At 47.4% G+C, this 21614-nt stretch carries 11 protein-coding genes; all 11 read right to left on the bottom strand.

What is annotated here, in order from left to right; all coding sequences use genetic code 11:
• Positions 1-84 precede the first annotated feature (84 nt).
• A complete protein-coding gene (locus ACWPVL_RS05350; RefSeq protein WP_454387384.1) occupies positions 85-8913 on the bottom strand; it encodes an SIALI-17 repeat-containing surface protein in 8829 nt (2942 codons plus the stop codon).
• A gap of 180 nt (positions 8914-9093) precedes the next feature.
• The gene (locus ACWPVL_RS05345) at positions 9094-10170 is read right to left on the bottom strand and encodes a hypothetical protein (protein WP_454387382.1); all 1077 of its coding nucleotides are present in this window, start codon (positions 10168-10170) and stop codon (positions 9094-9096) included.
• On the bottom strand, positions 10157-12640 hold the full coding sequence (locus ACWPVL_RS05340; RefSeq protein ID WP_454387380.1) for a phosphoenolpyruvate synthase: 2484 nt from the start codon (positions 12638-12640) through the stop codon (positions 10157-10159). The genes ACWPVL_RS05345 and ACWPVL_RS05340 overlap by 14 nt, the downstream gene beginning before the upstream one ends.
• Positions 12640-13539: a UbiA family prenyltransferase gene (locus tag ACWPVL_RS05335; protein ID WP_454387378.1), complete on the bottom strand. Its 900-nt coding sequence runs from the start codon at positions 13537-13539 to the stop codon at positions 12640-12642. Before ACWPVL_RS05335 ends, ACWPVL_RS05340 begins: the two co-directional genes overlap by 1 nt.
• A complete protein-coding gene (locus tag ACWPVL_RS05330; protein ID WP_454387376.1) occupies positions 13524-14396 on the bottom strand; it encodes a phosphatidylserine decarboxylase in 873 nt (290 codons plus the stop codon). The genes ACWPVL_RS05335 and ACWPVL_RS05330 overlap by 16 nt, the downstream gene beginning before the upstream one ends.
• On the bottom strand, positions 14389-15021 hold the full coding sequence (locus ACWPVL_RS05325; RefSeq protein WP_454387374.1) for a CDP-alcohol phosphatidyltransferase family protein: 633 nt from the start codon (positions 15019-15021) through the stop codon (positions 14389-14391). Before ACWPVL_RS05325 ends, ACWPVL_RS05330 begins: the two co-directional genes overlap by 8 nt.
• A complete protein-coding gene (locus tag ACWPVL_RS05320) occupies positions 15008-17503 on the bottom strand; it encodes a PEP/pyruvate-binding domain-containing protein (protein WP_454387372.1) in 2496 nt (831 codons plus the stop codon). Before ACWPVL_RS05320 ends, ACWPVL_RS05325 begins: the two co-directional genes overlap by 14 nt.
• A 14-nt stretch (positions 17504-17517) precedes the next feature.
• On the bottom strand, positions 17518-18108 hold the full coding sequence (locus tag ACWPVL_RS05315) for a CDP-archaeol synthase (RefSeq protein ID WP_454387370.1): 591 nt from the start codon (positions 18106-18108) through the stop codon (positions 17518-17520).
• Between the two features lie 357 nt (positions 18109-18465).
• Positions 18466-18909, bottom strand: coding sequence for a D-aminoacyl-tRNA deacylase (dtd, locus tag ACWPVL_RS05310; protein WP_454387368.1), 444 nt, complete (start codon positions 18907-18909; stop codon positions 18466-18468).
• Between the two features lie 47 nt (positions 18910-18956).
• Positions 18957-21176, bottom strand: coding sequence for a RelA/SpoT family protein (locus tag ACWPVL_RS05305; RefSeq protein ID WP_005592469.1), 2220 nt, complete (start codon positions 21174-21176; stop codon positions 18957-18959).
• A 274-nt stretch (positions 21177-21450) separates the two neighbouring features.
• Positions 21451-21591, bottom strand: coding sequence for a hypothetical protein (locus ACWPVL_RS05300; protein ID WP_167320505.1), 141 nt, complete (start codon positions 21589-21591; stop codon positions 21451-21453).
• Positions 21592-21614: the final 23 nt, after the last annotated feature.

Genomic DNA, 21614 nt, shown 5'->3' with positions numbered 1-21614 from the left:
AATTTCAACAGATAAAAAGCTCATGAAGCCAGTTTTTCAGCTGATTCATGAGCTTTTTTCTATTTTCGACAAGCCACCTAAGGCTTATTTATTAAAGATTGACTGCCTGAAGTCGTCTGTCTCACGAAGATAGGCATTGTAAATCTTCTTCTTGAGCAGGTTGACCCAGCTAGCTTCAACACGATTTGTCGCATTGGTAATGTTGCGCACATCCTCTGCGACTGCTTCATCCATCAGCTTCTGCATCTCTGCATACGAGCGAATGGTTACTTGCTTGGTACTGTTAGGATTTCTGAGTTCGTACTCGATGGTGATTGGTTTGAGCTTGGTTAGCTGGTCTATCCGCTCTTGGTACATAGCCTTCTTGAAGGCTGCCCATGAAGCATACTCACCCTTGAATACATTTTCCAAAACCTTCTGGTCTGTCACCAGACCAACATCTCTCCTGAGCCAGCCATCCCAGGTCGTCTTGCCTTCTGCAGCAGCCTCTTCAGAGAATTTCCCTGAGACATAAGGGACAAAACCTTCATGGTAGCCCTTGGCTGCTAGCAATTCATAGGCTGTGCGACGGAACATGACGTCTCCCGGCGCCCCATTTGGATTGCTCAAGGCTGAGTAGATTGGCGAGAAGAGGCTGAGACTGAGGTAGCCATTGCGTGGATACTGTCCGCTATCCTTATTCTCCCGACGGGTGATGACATCATTGTCAATCAGGGATTCAAAGCTGGTTAACTTCTTGATTTCTTCTGCGGTGAAGCTGCGTGTCTGGTTACCAGCATGGGTCTGCTTGCCATATTTATCAGTGATATAGTAATTCTCCATCTTTCTAAACCACTGGAGCTTGGCTGTATCGCTCTGCTTGACCATCGAAGTACCCTCTATGTAATCCAGCGTGTAAATCATGTCAAACATGCCATGGACATAGTGCTGCAAATCAGCCGCATTTTGGACACGTTCCTTAAAGTTGTAGGTATGCATCCGTGTCTTAGAATCCTTGTCCGTCTTGAAGAGGGTATTGAGGGTAATGGTAGGTTCATTTGGACTTGGAGTGGACTGCAAGAGACCACGCGCATAGAGCTCAGCCCCCAGTCCTTCGCGGCGACCATAACCTTCAAAGTAGATAGAACCATCGGAATTATGGGTCATCTCATGGGTGTAGACGGAGTTACCATAGTCTTCTAACAAACGAGCAGCATCAAAGTGGGTGACACTTCCCGTAGCATAAGCATTGTATCCCTTGCTTGGATACCACTTGCCGGCTGGTCCAAAGAATTCCTGCATAGCTAGTGATTTCTTGTCATTAGCTGGAGCCCAATATCTTTTACCATCCTTGTCAACCAATGAGAACCCATCGTAAACCAGAACAGAACGGAAGAGCTTGTCCTTGCTTTCAGGGCTTAGGATCTTATACCAGAAATCATAGTGGTCACGCTGCCATTCAGCTGACTTTCTAACTCGGTCTTCGACATACTCAACCAATTCTGCATCTGTTCGCACCCTGTTATTGGCATCAAGGCGGTAGCGATCATAAGCTCCCATGGAGACAGTGGACATATTGGAGATGACATAGACACCTTTCTCAGTCATGGTCAAGAGTGGCAGGAGCATGCCCTTATGTTCCCAATTATCCGCAGTAATCTTGTCGTAAACGCCGACAGAATACTTGCTCTTGGCCTTAGCTGTATCTTGAAGCTGTCTAGCTTCTGCCACATCCGACTTGGACTCAACGATATAGGCTTTTGTATTGGTCTTGAGCCACTCGTTATTGGTCTTGTCTGGCAGGAAGAGTTGGCGATAGCTTTCCAGATAGTTGAAAAGGCCGCGCTTGCCAGTCGCTTCAGAGAGCGAGTTATCGTAAGCCAGATGGTTATTCTTGGCCTTGAGATTTTCAAAACCAGACTGACCAAGTGCAATGATGGTGTCTAGCGTCGAAGCCTTATTATTTCCAAAGAAGTCAAATTTATAGGCCGACAAATCCTTGACATTGGTCTTGTCATAGTTGATATTATACCAACGGTTGAGATAGGTCAGACCCAGCAGGAAGGCTTCCTTATTGGTTCTAATCTTCTGAGCTACATAGTCAGCCACAACATCGCCTTCAGTATTGATGGACTTGTCCATAGCCAGAACTTTGCGTAACTCTTCTGCCAACTTGGTCTTGACTTGCTCAAAGGCTGTATCCAGATAGAGCTCATCCAGAGAAGTGTCCTCATTCACGCCTAAAATAGTTCGCATGGCTGGTGAGTCAAGGACAACCTTGTTCAACTCTGGCAGCACTTGATTGAGAATTCTGCTATAGTCTGATAGGAAGGCTTCTGGAGTATAAAGGAGGTCTAAGCCATTCACAGTGTATTCTGCGATAGCTTGATGTTTAAAGTCTCCCTTATAGGTCAGATTTAGATAATCAACCGTCTTATCCTCAAAGTGCAACATCAGGCGGTTAATCGTAGTCTTGTTACTATGGATATCGGTGATCATCTGGTCGCCCTTCATCGGAACCACATCCAGCAAGTACTCTGTAGTGAGCTTGTGATTTTCTGGAAGTTTATTGCCGTAGGCAACGATGGTTTCCTTATTATAGAATGGCAGGAGTTTTTCTATGTTAGCATAAGCTATCAGACGGTCTGCACGAGCATTCTTTTCCTTGCTGTAGTCAACCGTATGGAGATTGAGATTGCTGTCTTCTAGCGCGGTCGTAATGTCTAGGCTCGCCAGCTTCTCTTCAGCCTCGTCCAAAGTCAGAGTAGACGTGACAAACTGATCATTGCCTAGAGTTTCGTTTCCTTCAACGGCATAGGCTTCTCTGATGCGATCATTCTTGTAATCTTGGTCGCCAGAAATGCTGTAAACATTTGTACCGCTGACATTGCTGATAACATTGTCAATCAAGCCATTGAAATAATTAGAACCAACTACTCCGCCGATTTGACCGTTCTTCGTAGAATTTTGGATCTTTCCAGTCACATAAGAACGGCTGATACGGGCATTGTCTTCCAAGCGACCGACCAAACCTCCGAAGCGCTGTTCGTTTGTTCGAGCACCTGCTAGAATGGTCACATCCGCCCTGCTCTGACTCAGCAAGGAATTTCCTCCCTTGAGGTTGGCAACCAAACCGCCGACATTATAAGCCTTGTACTGCTTGTCATTGGCTTGGATAGCTCCCGTAAAGGAGCTGTTGGTGATTTGGCTATTGCTTGCAACAACGACCAAACCAGCTACCTGGGACGCATTGCCCACTACCGACACTCTACCTTGGGCAGAAACATCCGTGATTCGCGCATTATCTGCACTGCGAGCCAAGGCTGCTGAGTCATAGGTCCCGACAATATTGACCTCTTTCAGGTCCAGATTAGAAATAGAGGAACCACTCTTGAGGTTTTCAAACAAAGGCTTGGCTAGATTATAAATCGCGTACTGCTTGCCATTATGGCTACCAGTCAGACTCCCTGTGAAGTTTCCTCGGAGATAGACATAATCCGCAGGTGCCAGACTGACCTCGCTCGCATCCAAATCGGCTCCTAGAACAAAGTTGCCAGCCATATTTTTCTTCATGGCGTCTACCAAACCAGCAAAGCTTGTGTAGACATTTTGCTGACTAGGCACTGCCCTGCTGATATAGAAGTCATAGCCAGACTTGTAGCCTGTGTCACCCTCTTGCACCAGCTCAGGCAGAGAGACCCTAACCTTGTAGACAGCCTTGCCATCCTTCTGGCCTTCTGCCATGCTGTGAACCGGCAGGAGCATGTCCTTGGATTCACTCGATTTGACTTTAACAAAGTAGGTAGACAGATCCGTAGGTATAGCGGTCATGGAAACGACACGCTTGAACTGATCCTTTTCTTTTCTGTAAAACTCTGCCGAATCAATATCACGGAAGGAAATCTTCTTGTATTGCAACTCAAAGTTGCGGCTATCTTTTTCAAGGTCAGTCAGGCTGCCAGCATCAAGCTCATAAGTCAGCTTGGTTTTCAGGGTATAGCCTGTATAGTAGTCCAAGTCGTCAATCTTCAGACTTCCTGCCACATTGTCAATCGGAAGCGAGCGGACAAGCTGGTCTCCCTTGTACAATTCAGCTGTCGCTGAGCGCAAGGATTTTGTCTTGTCTTCCAAGCTGTATTGAACCGTGACCGACTTGTCCTCTGGATTTTCTGTCAGACTTAAGATCGAAACTGTCGGCTTGACCTTAGGCACACCATTTAGAGCCGTCTTGCTTGCTGTTAGATTAGCAAAGGCTTGATTGACCTGCACTTGTGTGGCGGTTTGATTATTCAGAACTCCTTCTGCCTTGGCCAATTCGTTTGTATAGGCTGCTTTCTTATCTTCATCAGCATTCTTATATTGGACGGTCGTCTGCACAGTGCTGCCCAAATCATGTTCATTCCGCAAGCGTGTTTTGTCTACTTCAAGACCCTGTAACTGAGCCTTGGCTTGATTGATTTGGTTCACCAACTGGTCGACTTCCGCTTGGCTGGCTTGTGACTGATTGAGAAGCGCTTGACCTGCCACCAAAGCAGTATCATAGGCTGCTTGGCGACTTTGACTATCGTTGAAATAACGAGCCTGAGCCTTGATTTGCTCCGCTTCTGTCAGTAGATCATGAAGCGGAATCAAATCGAACTCTTTCAAGGCTTCCACTTGCGGTGCATCACTTGGTACCATGTGCGGTTTTATTGTGCCGACTTTGACAAGCTGAGCAACTGCTGCCCGCGTTTCCTCATTGGACAACTCTTGACGGGCAAGTTCTTGGCCATTAGAAGTATAAACTCTAGTCTTGATGGTCCGTTCGCCCTGAACACCTGGAGTGACGATACGGCGAGCGCCTTGGACAAGTTCATCCGTCTCCTCTTCACGTGTGGTGAAGTCGATTTTCTCTACTTGCGTTTCATCCTTATAGGTCAGCGGATACTCTGGGAGGGCAGATGCTTGCGGCGCAGTGCCCGGTACCATATGTGGCTTGCCCGTGCCAATTTTGACAACTTGTGTGACTGGAGCTAGCGTTTCCTCGTTGGACAACTCTTGGCGGGCAATTTCCTGACCATTGGAAGTATAAACTCTAGTCTTGATGGTACGTTCGCCCTGCACACCTGGAATGACGATGTGGCGGGCACCTTGGACAAGCTCATCCGTCTCTTCTTCACGTGTAGTGAAATCGATTTTCTCTACTCGCGTTTCATCCCTATAGACCAGCGGATACTCTGGGAGGGCAGATGCTTGCGGTGCAGTGCTCGGTACCATATGTGGCTTGGCCGTGCCGACTTTGACAACTTGTGTGACTGGAGCTAAAGTTTCCTCGTTGGACACTTCTTGGCGGGCAAGTTCTTGACCATTGGAAGTATAAACTCTAGTCTTGATCGTACGTTCACCCTGAACACCTGGAGTGACGATTTGACGAGCGCTTTGGACAAGTTCATCTGTTTCTTCTTCTCGCGTAGTGAAATCGATTTTCTCTACTCGCGTTTCATCCTTATAGGTCAGCGGATATTCTGGTAAAGCAGACTCTTGCGGAGCGGTGCTCGGTACCATGTGTGGCTTGGCTGTGCCAATTTTGACAACCTGCGTGACGGGGGCTAGCGTCTCCTCGTTGGACAACTCTTGGCGGGCAAGTTCTTGACCATTGGAAGTATAAACTCGAGTCTTGATTGTACGCTCGCCTTGAACACCTGGAGTGACGATTTGACGAGCGCCACGAACTAGTTCATCCGTTTCTTCTTCACGTGTGGTGAAGGCGATTTTCTCTACTCGCGTTTCATCCTTATAAGTCAGCGGATATTCTGGTAAAGCGGACTCTTGCGGAGCGGTGCTTGGTACCATATAGGACTTGGCGGTACCAATTTTGATAACTTGTGTGACTGGAGCTAGAGTTTCTTCGTTGGACAACTCTTGGCGGGCAATCTCTTGGCCGTTAGAAGTATAAACTCGAGTCTTGATGGTTCGCTTGCCCTGCACTCCTGGAGTGACGATTTGACGAGCCCCTTGGACAAGTTCGTCCGTCTTCTCTTCTCGCGTGGTGAAATCGATTTTCTCTACGCGCGTTTCATCCGTATAGGTCAGCGGATACTCTGGTAAAGCGGACTCTTGCGGTGCGATGCTCGGCACCATATGTGGCTTAGCGGTGCCTATTTTGACAACTTGTGTGACTGGAGTTAAAGTTTCCTCGTTGGACAACTCTTGGCGGGCAATCTCTTGGCCGTTGGAGCTGTAAATACGAGTCTTGATGGTACGTTCGCCCTGTACACCTGGAGTGACGATTTGACGAGCGCCTTGGACAAATTCATCCGTCTTCTCTTCTCGCGTGATGAAATCGATTTTCTCTACGCGCGTTTCATCCTTATAAGTCAGCAGATATTCTGGTAAAGCAGGCTCTTGCGGGGCAGTGCTCGGTACCATATGTGGCTTGGCAGTGCCAATTTTGACAACTTGTGTGACTGGAGCTAAAGTTTCATCGTTGGACAACTCTTGACGAGCAAGTTCTTGGCCGTTGGAGCTGTAAACACGAGTCTTGATGGTACGTTCGCCCTGTACACCTGGAGTGACGATTTGGCGAGCGTCCTGAGGTAACTCATCAGTATATTGTTCCTCGATGTTAAAAGCAGTCTTCTCCACCCGAGTTTCATCCTTTGTAACCAACTCTAACTCAAGAACCTCATGAACTGGAGCAGTATCTGGGACTATGCCATAGGCAGACAACTCGGGTTTCTCGTGCACCGGAGCGGTATCGGGTGCCGTGCCATAACCAGTTAACTCGGGTTTCTCGTGTACGGGAGCGCTATCGGGTACCGTACCATAATCAGCTAACTCAGGTTTCTCGTGTACGGGAGCGCTAGCAGGTACCGTGCCATAACTAGACAACTCGGGTTTCGCTTGCACGGGAGCACTATCTGGAACGGTGCCATAGGCAGTTAACTCAGGAAGTTCATGTACTGGAGCGGTATCTGGGACCGTGCCATAATTAGTGAGCTCGGGAACCTCGTGCACGGGAGCACTATCTGGAACGGTGCCATAGGCAGTTAACTCAGACTTCTCGTGTACGGGAGCGGTATCTGGAACGATGCCATAGTCAGACAACTCGGGTTTCTCGTACACGGGAGTGGTATCCGGAACAACGCCATAGCGAGTTAACTCAGGTTTCTCGTGCACCGGAGCGGTATCGGGTACCGTGCCATATCCAGTTAACTCAGGGACTTCGTGCACAGGAGCGCTAGCGAGGACCGTACCATAACTAGTGAGCTCTGGAACCTCGTGTACGGGAGCGCTATCCGGAACCGTGCCATAACTAGTGAGCTCTGGAACTTTATGGATTGGAGCACTAGCAGGAACGGTGCCATAGCCTGTTAACTCAAGCTTCTCGTGCACGGGGGCACTATCTGGAACTGTACCATAGACAGACAGCTCTGGTTTCTCGTGCACGGGAGCGGTATCTGGAACGGTGCCATAGGTAGTTAACTCAGGATTTTCATGCACGGGAGCGCTATCTGGAACGGTGCCATAACCAGTTAACTCGGGAACCTCTTGTACCGGAGCGCTATCCGGAACTGTACCATAGTCAGACAACTCTGGAACCTCTTGTACCGGGGCATTAGCAGGGACCGTGCCATAACTAGTGAGCTCGGGGACTTCATGAACCGGAGCAGTATCTGGAACGGTGCCATAGGCAGACAACTCGGGTTTCTCGTGCACAGGAGCGATATCTGGGACTGTACCATAACTAGTTAACTCAGGTTTCTCGTGCACGGGAGCGCTATCGAGTACCGTACCATAGCCTGACAACTCTGATTTCTCATGCACGGGAGCGCTATCTGGAACGGTACCATAACTAGTGAGCTCTGAAACTTCATGGATTGGAGCTTCTTTAGGAACAGCCTTATTTGCTGCAGTCCCGACTAAAACAACTTCTGAAACAGGCTCAGTGGTTACTTGATCGGAAACCTGCTTGCTCTCTACGACTTTTCCCTCAACACTATAATGACGTGTAACAATCTTGCGAGTTCCTGGAATGCCCGCGCGAATCACTCGGGATTGTCCTTCGGCTAAGTCGTCTGAATACTGATACTCCGTTTTATAGGGAATTTCTTGGGTCTGGGTCGTTGTTTGACTTGTAAATTGCAGTTCTGGTCGCTCATGAACAGGCGTTTGACGAGCAAATTGCCCTTCTTTAGCAGCAATTTCCTCCCTCTCCTTCTCGGAGAGATGGTCTCCGACAACAGGCTGCGCCTCTTTCAGAACTTCAGTGTTCCGCTGAGCAGGCTGACTCTCTGGAGTCTCCTTTTGCGGAGCTGGAAGCTGAGCATTTCCCGTTTGATCCAGTTGATGCTGCGCTTCTTTTTTAAGGTAACCGATATACTGGTAGCCAGCAATCTTCAAAGGTTCTGGCAACTGATCGCCAACGGCCAAAGTCAGACTTTGATTATAGGCAGCCAAATCCATACTGCTGATTGCCAAAACAGAAGCTGGCAGAAGCACAGAACCCAAGCCTGTCACAAGCAAAATAGAAGACAGATATCTCTTGCCATTTTTCCCTCGCGCCAGCACTAAAACGACCAAGGCCAGTCCTGTAGCTGCAAAAACCGCTCCCAAAAGGCCTGACTCGCCTGTCTTAGGGAGCCTTCCTAACAAGCTTTCCTGCTTTGTCGGACGGTAAACCAAATAATAAGTGTCCGAATTTTCTTCCGCAAATTTGGGTAGTTCCTTCACCATAGCAGCTTTTTCAGCCTCAGTCAGATCGCTCTCCACCACATAGTGATACTGAACGAGGGTAGACTGATTGGCAGATACTTCCGCTGCATCAACAGAGCTGACAGCTCCTCCCATTGTAGTACACAAAAAGAAGCTTCCGATAGTAGCGGAAACTAGACCTACAGACAGCTTTCTAAAAGAATAGCGCTGGTATATATCACCAGTGACTCTTTTTTTCATAAAATTCCCTTTTCTTCATATAATAAACTAATAAAAATTTTACTGGATTTTACTCAAAATTGCAATCCCTTAGCCTCATAAAATACTTTTCTTTCAGCTGTCGACAGGGAGAGGAAGGCTTTTATTTTTAGCGAAAAGCAAAAAGCAGATTCCCTGTGAGAGAACCTACTGTGTTACAGATCATCTAAGCCCCAAATCCAACTCAAAGAGACCATACTCATGCTTGTCCCCTTGCAATTTTGCCGCATAGTGACGCGTGACGGTATTTTGATGAATCAGGGCACCAATAGCTGAGGCTTGACGTTTCTGCGCTTCTTTAAAAATCGGATAGGCCAAGGCAGAGCCCAAGCCCAAGAATTCTTCATCCACTCCCAGATACATAATCGTATAACGTTTGGCAAAATGCTTGGTCCAAAAAAGCTTGGCCAGATTAAGAGGAGTGAGTTTTTGATAAACCAGAGAGCCATAGTCCGGCATGGCAATTAGAAAACCTGCTAGCCTGCCCTCCTTATAAGCCAGCTTAACCATGGAAAAATCAAGAATATACTGGTATTTTTGAAAAATCTGACTGAACTGCTGACTGGAAATAGACCGATAAATTGGGAAATCTTGATAGAGGCGATTTAGGAGTTCAAAAACCTGCAGCGAGGCTTGTTCCCAGTCCTCCTTTTTGGGAGAACAAATGATGAAACCTGCTTTTTCAAAAGACTCAAAGCGATGAGCTAGCTTGTTCTGATGAGTTTGATTGCTGACCTTGGGATAAAAATTGGACAGATAGCGCTCCTTGAGCTCAAAACCAGCAGCCTGCCACAGCTCAGGATAATAGTCTGGATTATGAGGTTCTCCAGTAAAAGGGAGCTCCTCTGTTCCAGTCAGCTGCATTCGATAGCCCAGCCAAAAGCTTGCCTGTACCGGACCAATTATCTTAATCGCCCCGAGACTGCGGGCAAATCCTGCTAAATGCTCGATAAAAGCAGATGCAAGTTGTTGGTCATTGATCGACTCGAAAAATCCCAAGTAAGCAGCCTCATCATCTGAATAAAAGGTCAGGAGGCCTCGAATACAAGGCTGACCATCCGTATAGCCAACAAAGGCATAGGTATCTAAGTCAGAACTCAGCGGGTGACTGCCTTCAATCAAAGCCAGTTCTTCCTCTTCCGACTGCATAAGGTACTCAGGCTGGTAAATCTTCTTGGGCAGGGCTAGAAAATCATCCAGCTCTGTCGTATTGGGTTTGACTGGTTTAATTTCCAGCATGGTCTTCCTCCTTGATTAGTCGAATCTTGCCAGTCAGGCCATCCATCTCAATCCAATCACCGTTTTGCAGCTGGCTGCAGACACCTCTGACATTGACAATGGAAGGAATACCTAACTCGCGGGAAATAATGGCCGTGTGCGAGAGCAAGGACCCCTGCTCGGCAATGACACCCTTGGCTTGGGTCAGAAGATAAACCCATCCCGGATCGGTCATCTTGGTCACGATAATACGGTCCTGAGCAGACTCAATCTCCTGCACATCTTCCACGACCAGAACCTGGGCCTTGACGCAGCCAGGTGAGCAACCAATACCTTGTAAGGATTGATTACGCGTATTATGACTGCTGGTGTGGTTTTGTGGTTTCAGGTATTTCTCAAAGACCTGTCCTGCAAAAACATAGCGACTAAAGGTTGGCAGTTCCTTATCAGCCTCCAACTTCTCCCGACGCTCGGCTATCAAGCCACTAACATCTCTGGGCTTTCTGGTCAATTCAAACAGCTCTTCCTTTGTCAGGTAAAAAACATCGTCGGGCGTAGCCAGCAGCCCTTGATCGGCTAATTGCTGGCCAAGCGTTCGGAAAATCTGTCGCATCATGCCGTAGATTCGTGTGCGGTTTAAGCGGGAGCCCTCCCGATATTTAACACCAGTCATGGCTCGCTGGCGAAGAAAATTCGTCCACCAGTCTGATTTTTGCACCTCTTCTTCAAGTTTCTGAGGTGCCAACTTCTTCTCCTCTTGCTGGCACATTTGCAGCAGGAGCTTGAGCAGACGCTCTGGATGCGTTCGGAAGGTGGGAGTTTCTAACTTCAACTCTTCCGGAGCTCGATCGCCAAATTCATGGATAAAATGAACTATTTCTTGAACCAAAGGATGCTGGCGATTTAGAAAGACTGCTGGACTTTCACTTACCATGGCCTGTCTAATCTCTGCATTTTCTTCTGCTTTCAGCTGAGCTGTTAAAGCTTGCAGAGCCAAGGCTGGTCTCATGCTTTCAATCTGTTCAATTCCCGCAATCTCAGCCTGAACTGCTCCGCCGCGACGCGACTTCTTCAGGAGTCCAGTATAGACAAAAGCATAGAGGTCATTAACCAGCGTAATGTCCCAGTGAGCCAGAATATCCTCTTTTAGCTTGCTGACCAAGGCAATCAAGGTCTCCGCATCTGCGTCGGGAGAAAAGCTCGCTTCGTATTCGCGCTGAATCTGGGCGAACTGCTCTTCCAATTGTCTCATTTGCTTGGGAGCTGTCCAAAACTCTCGGACGATACGAAGCATGATTTGCAGCCGTTTAAAAGCAGATAGGTGCACCGGCATCTGAGGCACCTCTGTCTCTCGCACTCCCAGCATATCCTGCCAGATAGGAATGATTTTCTTCGAAAAAGGCAGAAGCTGCAGCAGTTGATACCAGCCCTGAATCTGGTAATAGACTCGGCTATTGACCGGCTGCAGCATATTTTGAAAAGTGGCTTCATAGGCAGCCAACTCAGGGGCATCCTTGCCAACCAAGCGCTGGGCCAGACTGCGAAAAATGCTGGCATAAGCCTCTTGGATAAAGCTAATAGTCAGAGGACTGGAAACGCCTGGATAACTCTCGACAATGTTGCTGTTATCCAGAATAATCTGCTGTCCCTCTGGCAAGGTGGTAATAGGTCGCGCCTGCAAGAGATAGAGTTGATCATTTGCGAAGGTGAACTCCATATCCATATAGGGTCCGAAAAGCTGACTCACCTGACCAGCCAAGGCTTGTAACTCCTCGAGTTGTTCCTGTGATAATTCTGGTGAATCCTCCGTCTGCTCTGTATAAAAGAGCTGATCCTTAGGATGGAGCGTCACCATGGTTGTAGGAATCTTATCCTCGACAACCTTATTGCCCAAGCCCCGACCGATAACAATGATATGCTCGTTCAGAATGCCCTTGGGATTAGCTGTGAAGTAAATCCCAGACAAGTCTCCCTCCTGCATGACCTGCACAAGGCAAATCATCTGAGCCTGCTTCAAAGACAGGCCTTGCTCAAATAGATAGCTAAGAGCCGACTCCTGATAAAGAGAGAGCAAGGTCGCTTGAATAGCTTCTTTAAGCCCCTCTGGCTTCACATTGAGCTGGCTCTCAAACTGACCGGCAAAGGATGAAGCCTTCCCATCCTCAATGGTTGCAGATGAGCGGACTGCAAAGCGACAGTCTGTCTGGAAAAATTCCTTACGAACCCAACTTTCTGCTGCCGTCAGATCTTCTTGACTAAACTGATCTCTGGCCCAGTCCTGCAGCTGCTGACTGAGCTGGGACAAGTCCAACTCTCCAGACCGATAGGCTACTTCCATCCGCTCTAAGTCAGCAGAGCTGGCAGATTCTTGAAAAAAGTCAAAAGCAAACACTGCAAAGTCAGGCACTGGCAAACCAGCAGCCTGCATTTTCAGCAAATGATAGGCCTTGCCTCCGACCTGGTCAAGCCCTGTCTGCTTGATTCTTTTCATCAAAGTACCCCCATCAAGAGATAAACAGCAACGGACAGAACCATGGTCGTCTCCGTGATATAGGTATAGCGCTCCACCCGCTCACGTATATTAAAGCGAGTCGGATCCTTGATAAACTGCTCAAACTGGACGGTCATCCAGATGACATTCAGCACCAAGACCACCACTCCGACATGGGAAATATTCCAGAGAAGGGCGAAATTGGTCAAGATATCCAGCAGAGTCACCACCTCGATAAAACGAGTGGCTTTTTTGTAGCCAAAAAGCTTAGAATAGGTCACATACTCTGTCTCGTCTTTTGGTGCTCGAATCTTGCGGCAGACTTCCCAGATCAGACTTGGGAAATACATGGTAAAGGCCAGCAGGATAGTCGGCAGGGACAAGAGAGGCAGATTGTACTTGTAACAGACAAAAGAGATGGTATAGAGATTCAAAATCATCATGACCGGATTATGGGTCACTAGAGCCAGTGGCAGGGAATTTTGAATCTTGTCACGCTTGAAGAACCAGAAGGACATGAGAGTTCCGTAGATATAGAGAAAGAGGAACCAACCAACATTGTTCATAAAGAGGATATTGAGAAGCACAGACACCGCTACGATAAAGCTGAGGGCAACGGCCAAGTCCTTCTTTTTCACCCGGCCAGATGGCAGAGCCCGATGAGGAAAGAGCCGTCTGTCGGTCTCGTAGTCCTTGAAATCATCTGCGATCCGCAGAATCATCAGAAAGACAAAAATCGTAAAAATCCCAATCAACTCCTGATGGTCAAAGTGAAAGGTGGTTACTCCATCATTGAGCAGAAGGACAAAATAAATCTCAAAAAACATGATGGCAGCCACAAAAAAGCGCGGCAGCAAAGGAAACATTTCCTTATAATAAACAGCTAATCGTTTAAACATAGCTTTTCTCCAATCTTTTCACCCATTTGAATCTGGGTTTCTATTCCGAGGTCTGAGTAAGTCAGGATATCCTGATCCAAGCGAATCGTGCCTGCTGGATAGAGGACAAGAATGGTTGAGCCACCCAGACCAAAGCAACCCTTCTCCTGCCCCCTGACCAAATGGTCCTGACTGTGATTGTATATTCTTCCGACCAAAAGAGCCCCTACTTCCATCTGCAGGACAGGTCCTAGGTCGGTATCTAAAAGACAGTATTCTCTTTTATTTTCCTTGTAAATCAGGCGCCGCTTCTGGGCTACCTGTCTGACCGTATGCAGGCGGCCTTTGATTTTTCGTCTTCGGATAATGCTGCCGGATTCAGCAGCCAGATAGCGGTGCAGGTCTTCCACTCCCAAGCGATAGACAAGCGCTGTTCCGCCTCTAAACAGCTGAGCTAAGTCATCATCCAACAGTAAGTCTGCTAGCTCGTATGTCTGCCCCTTAATTGTCAGCCGCAAGTCCTGAATGATGGTAAAAGCCTCTAGCTTGGCATCCGCCACAGCCAGTACTTGACTGTCAGGACAGACTGGACGCAGAGCGGACTTGATCTTTCTCTGGAAGAAAGCCGCGAAGCTAGAATAGGGACCATCTTCATAGTCAGCCAGATCCAGCTTATAATTTTCTACAAAAGCTGCTATTTTCTTACGAGAAAAAGAAGTGTAGTCTATCAAAGTCAGAAGATAAGACAGGCTAGGTCGGGTCAAGATAGGCAATAGGAATCGACCCCAGGCAGTACCATAAAGCTTGTCTAACAGACCCGCCTTGTATTCAATCGGTTCCACTACTTGGCCAGTCTTTCTCTGATAGACCTTAACCATGCGGGAGAACCCCCAGACCAATCAGACTTACAACAGCTAAAATCGCAAAGACCAGATAGGCCAGCTTATTTGGCTTGGGAATGCGGCAGTTGTAGACAAATAGGAAGGTCAGCAAAAGAGACAAACCTAGCCACACCCAAGCAAAGAGACCAGGCGCCAGCCATTGACAGACCAGATAGGTCAGAGGGAAAAAGAGGGCGCTGTAGGTCACGGGCAAGCCGATAAAATAAGAGCCAGATCCTTCATCATGCTTGGCCAAGCGGTTAAAATGCGCCAAACGCGTAACCGCAGCCAAGACATAGAGGACAGTCAAGATAATATTTGCCGCTCCCAAGGGCAGCTGAGTCATGAGGAGCACAGCCGGGAGAGCCGCAAAGCTAATCATGTCGCAGAGCGAATCAATCTCAATGCCGAAGCGCTTCTGACTTTCAGTCCGCTTCATCCGCCGCGCCACCACACCATCAAAGAGGTCACAGATACCACTAACGATAAAGGCCATCATGGCCAGCCGCAGCTGGGACTGAATGATGGCATAGACTGCCAACAGTGCAAAAGCAGCGCCCATATAAGTCAGGATAACAGATTTGTCGTATTCACCGATAAACAAAGGTTCATTCTTCTTCATGAATTCTTATTTCTCCTCTTCTTCCATCTAAAGTTACCAGCATGCCAGTTTCTAGCAGCTGAGTTGCATTCTTAGCGCAGACCAGAGCTGGAATTCCGCATTCCCGAGCGACGATGGAGGCATGGCAGAGAACCCCGCCGTACTCTGTCACAAGACCGCCCAGAATACCGAAAACATAGCTCCAGCCCGTATCTGTATAGCGGGTGACAAGAATTTCTCCTGGCTCAATCGTCTCAATATCCGCCAAATCCAAGAGGACTCGAACCCGACCGGTTACCTGACCGCTGCTGGCTGGCATTCCCGTCAGCAGAGCCTGACTCTCATGGGCCTCTTCTTCCAGACTCATCTCTTTATCAGTCAAATCACCAACTGGCTCAAAATTCCGATAGGCCTGGCAATAATGCTGATTATCAGCAGCCTCTTCTTGAAGCTGGTCTGCAGTCTTTTGACCTTCCATAAAGGCAGTCAGACTTTCTTTCTTAATGTAAAAAATATCTTGTTTATTTTTCAGAAAGCCTCGCTTTTCATAGGCTCGGCCAAGTTTAAGGCTAATCTGTCGAATGAGGTGGTAATAGCGCGTGGAAATATCCTTGAACTCCTCCCGCCACCAGAGCAAGTTCCGCAGGTCTTGACTGATTTTTTCTATCTTTTTCTGCTTGGTTCGAGATAGATGAGCAAGATCTAGCTCAGACTCTGAGACAGGACTGAGCGAAGCTTTGGCCGCTTGGTAATACGCTGAATCAGCAACCAATTGCTGAACTGCTGTCAGCACCTGATGAGCATCTTCTTCATAACTAGCTTCTCGTAAGTCCAGCTCCCGTGCCGAGTGATAGCCAAAATCCTTTTGGAAATCCTGAATCTTGATGAAATCTGCTCGCTCAGGATATTGTGCAGCCAGTTGCTGCAACTCTTCCACCGATAACTTCAGCCAGTCGTTTGTCAACTTCTCATCTGCCAAAACAAGATCTGCAGCTTCCAGCATTTTAGCTAAAGGCTTGGTATGCGAAACGTTTCCTAGTTTAGCTATTAGTTGGAAAAATTCATCAACCGTCAGCCATTTGAGTAGACTGGTCTTTTTCATAGACAGCTGGACCGTATTGATGTAGGCCTGCCAGAAATAAGTTCCCTCACTGTCTAAATAAGCCTGATTTAGCACCAACTGCCAAAGACTCTCGACTTGATGTAGTGGGCTTTGATCGTCTAGTTCTCGTATTTCTTGATTCAGGCGATTAAATTGCTGGCGCAACTCTTGCAGCTTGTCTGGCGCCTGATGCAGAAAGGTTTTAGTTACTTTTTGTGTTTTTAAAGCTACCCGCAGGAAATTCAAGAGCAAGGCTGGACTTAATTTGCTGGTAAAACCTTGACCTTGGTAGTCTTTATTAACTCCCAGCTCATCATCAAAGTCTCGTTCAATATACCCCGGAATCTGCTCCATACCTTGCTTGACCACGCCTAAGTTCCAGAAAGGCCGTGCATAGTGCAGGCGCATCAGCGGTGGCATCACACCTTCAGGCTCTAGGCCAATTGCCAGCAAAAAGCTGGAGAGTGCCTCTTGCCAAGAATGGCGGTAAAGGCTCCACATCAGGTTGGGACAGGGCTGAGCCGCAACGCCTCCATCCCGAAAATTCGCCGTTGTCCAGCGGCCACTGTCGATTTTAGTTGGTACTGTCGTGATGGGCCGAGCCTGCAGCAAATAGACTTGCTCTTGTACGGCACACCACTCAATATCCATCGGCCGACCAAAATACGCTACAATCTCCAAAACCTGCGAGTGCAGCTTCTGCAAGACTGCCAGAGGCATTTCAACTTTCTCAAACTGGCTCCAGTCCGGCTTGTACCAAGAAAGAGTCAGTTGCTTAGGATTGACTTGACCGCTAACCAAGCTCTCAGCCGATCCTTTTACATACTCAAGCAGCATAGACTGGTCCTGATTGGTTGCTACGTCCAGGGAAAAGCAGACGCCGCTGAAGTCGGGCTCTATCTGCTCCTGGATCAGCACTGCCATGGCAAAATCCTGCTCAAGCAGACCCAGACGCTGCCAATAGGCCAAGGCTTCTGGATTAAAGAGGGAAAGCAGACAAGAACGAATGCCCTGCTCGATTTCTGACAGTGTCCGGCAGTCGCCAATCGAGTCATATTGGCCGGCAAATGACATGGCCTGTCCGTCTTCTAAGAGGGCACTGCTGCGAACGATATAGGCTTGATTTTCTTGACAAAAGTCGGATAAGTTCTGCAACCAAGCTGGCTCCAAGGGATAGTGCTGCAAACGCTCCGCAATTTCCTCCTTGCCCAAATGAATTAATTCTTTAAGTCCCTCTTTTGAGTATTCTGGCAGAGCCGCTCTTAGCCAAGCCATTACTTGGTCCGCTGGCAAAATCAACCCCTTAGGAACCGAAAGCCCTTGCTGACAGAGGCTGATTAACTGATTGATTTTACCGCCATAGACGGCCGAAGACTCTTTTTCCAGCCATAGTTCTTTCATCAAAAACTCCCATCTCACATACGATTTTTTCTAAGCTTGGCCCAGTAGAGCAGGCGGTTGACTCCTAGATGCGTGCCCGCCCCTAGGATTAGAATGCCCAGCATCTGCTGCCAAGACAGAGGGATATAGAAAAGCAAGAAAATGATACAGCCAATCAAGGAATCAATCTGGTCTATCCAGATAAAGATCCATTTCCAGCCATTCTCCGCCGTCTTGCCCTCTCTGATTTCCAAACGACGCTTGATGAAGCTATTGGGCAGCTCAAACAAAACATAAGCCAGCCCCAAAAAAGCCCCAAGCACTAGATTAAAGAGCACGGTATTTTCGTAAAAGGCATAAACTAAATGCAGCTTCTCTAGACTAGGAAGACTCTTCAAGAGCAAGCCCCAAAGGATCTGAGCCAAAGCTCCCCAGACAATCATACCCAAGAAACCTTTCCAGGTCTTGTTAGCCCCAAAAAGCCTCTTCCCATCCTTTAAAACCAGCCCAACATCCATGGGCCGATAAGCTGCCTGCAGCAGTGAAGACTTGCAAAAGATCATATTCAGTACTCCAGCCAGAATGACCGGCATCAGGGTGATATATAAAGCAAGAATCGAGCGCATCTTATTTCCTATTCTTTTTATGAAGATCAGTCTGAAAAAATCAAGAGACTCCTCAAACTTATATATATCATTATACCATAAGTCACAAAAGCCCTTTTCCAATAAGCCCTAGACATCTGTCGCATCTGACAAGGAGCAACCCATGTCTGCCATTCCGCTTTATCAACTCCAAAGCTGCCTGCTAGAATAATATCGCCTTTAAACCACACAAAAAGCCTCATAAGAACTTCTAAGGAAACCAGCATGGGCCATTAAAAGTTACTTATGAAGCCTATAAATATCCGTTTTCTCTAGAAAAGAAACAAACTATTTTTGCTTGGTCTTAAACCACTAACCTTCAAAAGGCGCGCAATTCTTTCACCGATTTTTGGTGTCAAGTAAAATAGTCACCGGTCCATCATTTACCAATTCCACCTGCATATCTGCTCCGAACACGCCCGTCTTGACTGGCACTTGCTCAGCTAACAGCTGGTTAAACTTGTCATAAAAGGGACTAGCCATGTCCGGCTTGGCTGCACCTGTAAAGGCTGGCCGATTTCCCTTTTTGGTATCTGCATGGAGCGTAAATTGGGAAATGGAAAGAATCTCTCCGCCAATATCCTTGATAGACAGATTCATCTTATCCTCCGCATCGGAAAAAATCCGCATATTGACAATCTTCCTGACCGCGTAGTCCATATCTTCCTGACTGTCGTCAGGACCCACTCCGACTAAGAGCAGGAGACCTTGTTCAATGCTGCTATGCAGCTGCTGGTCAATACTGACCTGAGCACGTTTGACACGCTGAATGACAATTTTCATATCTTTTCCTTTATTTCTGACTACTATCTACTCTGACAGGATCGCACTTAGCCATTGGTTCGTTTGACCGAATACACCTCTGGCACACTCTTGATCTTATCCACCACCGTCGTCAGCATGGACAGATTAGCAATGCCAAAAGAAACATGGATATTAGCAAATTTCATATCCTTAGTTGGCTGGGCATTAACCGTTGAGATGTTTTTGGTGGTATTAGACAGCACCTGCAACACATCGTTAAGGAGGCCAGACCGATTGAGACCATAAATGTCAATGTGAGCCGTGTACTCTTTAGTCGAATTATTTTCTTCCCATTCCACATCAAGCAAGCGCTGCTCGTAATTTTCCTGAGCCTTGAGATTCATACAATCTTGCCGGTGAATAGCTACGCCGCGTCCTTTGGTAATGTAACCAACAATGTCATCACCAGGAACAGGATTACAGCACTTGGCAATCCGAATGAGGAGACCAGACGCCCCCTGAATAACCACACCGCCTTCGTGCTTGACCTTAAGGGTGTCTTTTTTATTTTCGACCTTAACTTCACCGCCCTTGACCAATTCCTCTGCCTCTGCTTTAGCCTTGGCCCGCTCTTCCTCACGGCGCTCTTTTTCTGTCAAACGATTGAAAATACTAATGGCACCGATCTCACCGAAACCAATTGCCGCAAAAAGCGCTTCTTCGGTCTTATAGCTGGTCTTTTGCAGCACATCTTCCATGTGCTTCTTGTCCATGTACTTATTGGCTACATAACCATTCTCCTGAAATTGAGCCTGCAAAAGCTCCCGCCCTTTAGAAATAGACAACTCCTTGTCTTGATTTTTAAAGAACTGACGGATTTTATTTCTAGCCTTGCTGGTCTTGACAAGATTAAGCCAGTCACGACTAGGTCCAAAGGAATTGGCATTGGTGATGATTTCCACCTGATCCCCAGTCTTCAGCTTGGTATTGAGCGGCACCATGCGGCCATTAACCTTGGCTCCTGTCGCCTTCTCCCCAACCTTAGTATGGATCTCATAGGCAAAATCAATGGGTCCTGAGTCCTTAGGCAAAGAACGTACTGCTCCATCCGGTGTGAAGACATAGATTTCCTCAGCCAGGTAGCTTTCCTTAACCGAATCAACAAATTCCTTTGCATCACCTGACTGGTTCTGCAATTCCATCAATTCCTTGATCCAATTCATCCCGATGGCAGATTCCTTGCCGTCAACCTGACCCTTAATTCCTTTTTTATAGGCCCAGTGAGCAGCGACCCCGTATTCTGCGACTTCGTGCATTTCCTTGGTTCGAATCTGGAACTCAATCGGACCTTTAGGTCCATAAACGGTCGTATGGATGGACTGGTAGCCGTTGGCCTTGCGGTTGGCGATATAATCTTTGAAACGCCCCGGCATGGGTTTCCAAAGCTCATGGATGTAGCCCAGCATGGCATAGACATCACTGTGGGTGCTCAAAATGCAACGAATGGCAATCAGATCGTAGATCTCATCAAACCGCTTCTTCTTGTCCTGCATTTTGCGGTAGATGGAGTAAATATGCTTGGGACGACCATAAATCTTACCGTGTAGATTGCGCTCGCCTGCGTAGGTTTCAATCTTGTGGACAACTTCCTCCACCAGAGCTTCCCGCTCTCGACGCTTCTCCTTCATCATGTGGGAAATTTTATAAAATTCCGTCGGATTGAGGTAACGGAAAGACAAGTCTTCCAATTCCCATTTGACACTGGAAATCCCCAAACGGTGGGCCAGAGGAGCATAGATTTCCATCGTTTCCTGCGAGATTCGCTCTTGCTTGTCTGGCCGTAAATGATTTAGAGTACGCATATTATGCAGACGGTCAGCCAGCTTGACCAAGATCACTCGAAGGTCTTCAGACATGGCCATGAGCATCTTGCGATGATTTTCCGCCAACTGTTCTTCGTGAGACTTGTATTTGACTTTCCCAAGCTTGGTCACACCATCCACAATCACGCGCACATCATGACCAAATTCTCGCTCCAGATCGTCCAAGGTCGCCGCCGTATCCTCTACGACATCATGCAAAAAACCACAGGCTACTGAAACAGCATCCAGCTTGAGCTTGGCTAAAATTCCCGCCACCTGAATCGGATGGACAATATAGGGCTCTCCCGACTTACGAGTTTGCCCGCTATGGCATTCCATCGCATAAATCAACGCCTTTTGAACAAAAGCTACATCCTCTGCAGCTAAATATTTTTTTGTTAGGGCTACAACCTGATTCCCCGTTAAATTTTCTTCTTTTGGCATGCATTCTCTCCGCTTTCTTGCCTACTATTTTAACATTTTTAAATCAATATGAAAACCAAGAGGACTAGAATAAAAGTAAGGTGGCAGAATAGCACTACCTTTTCAAAGATTTAGCTTGCCTCCCTTGTTTCTGAGCCAAAACTTAAAAAACTTTCCTAGAGCTATAAACAGTCCCAGCCCCGCGAAGCTGCACAACAACTGAGGGCTATTGAGCAAGCAGCTGCAACCTCAAGGATCTCTTTCTAATAAAAAGCGAGGTCGAGACACTTTTGTCTCAACCTCCGTGATGAAAATGATGTACTTTCTCCATATGAGCTATATCTTTTAGAAACTCATAATAGGCATAGATGAGGTAACCAGCAGAGGCCACACCCAAAATAGCTATTGATACTTCAAATAAGGTAGACAAAGACATGATAAACCTCCTCTCCTTATTTC

This window comes from Streptococcus sp. Marseille-Q8145, from assembly GCF_965112035.1.
This window is presented reverse-complemented; position numbering and strand designations above follow the sequence as displayed.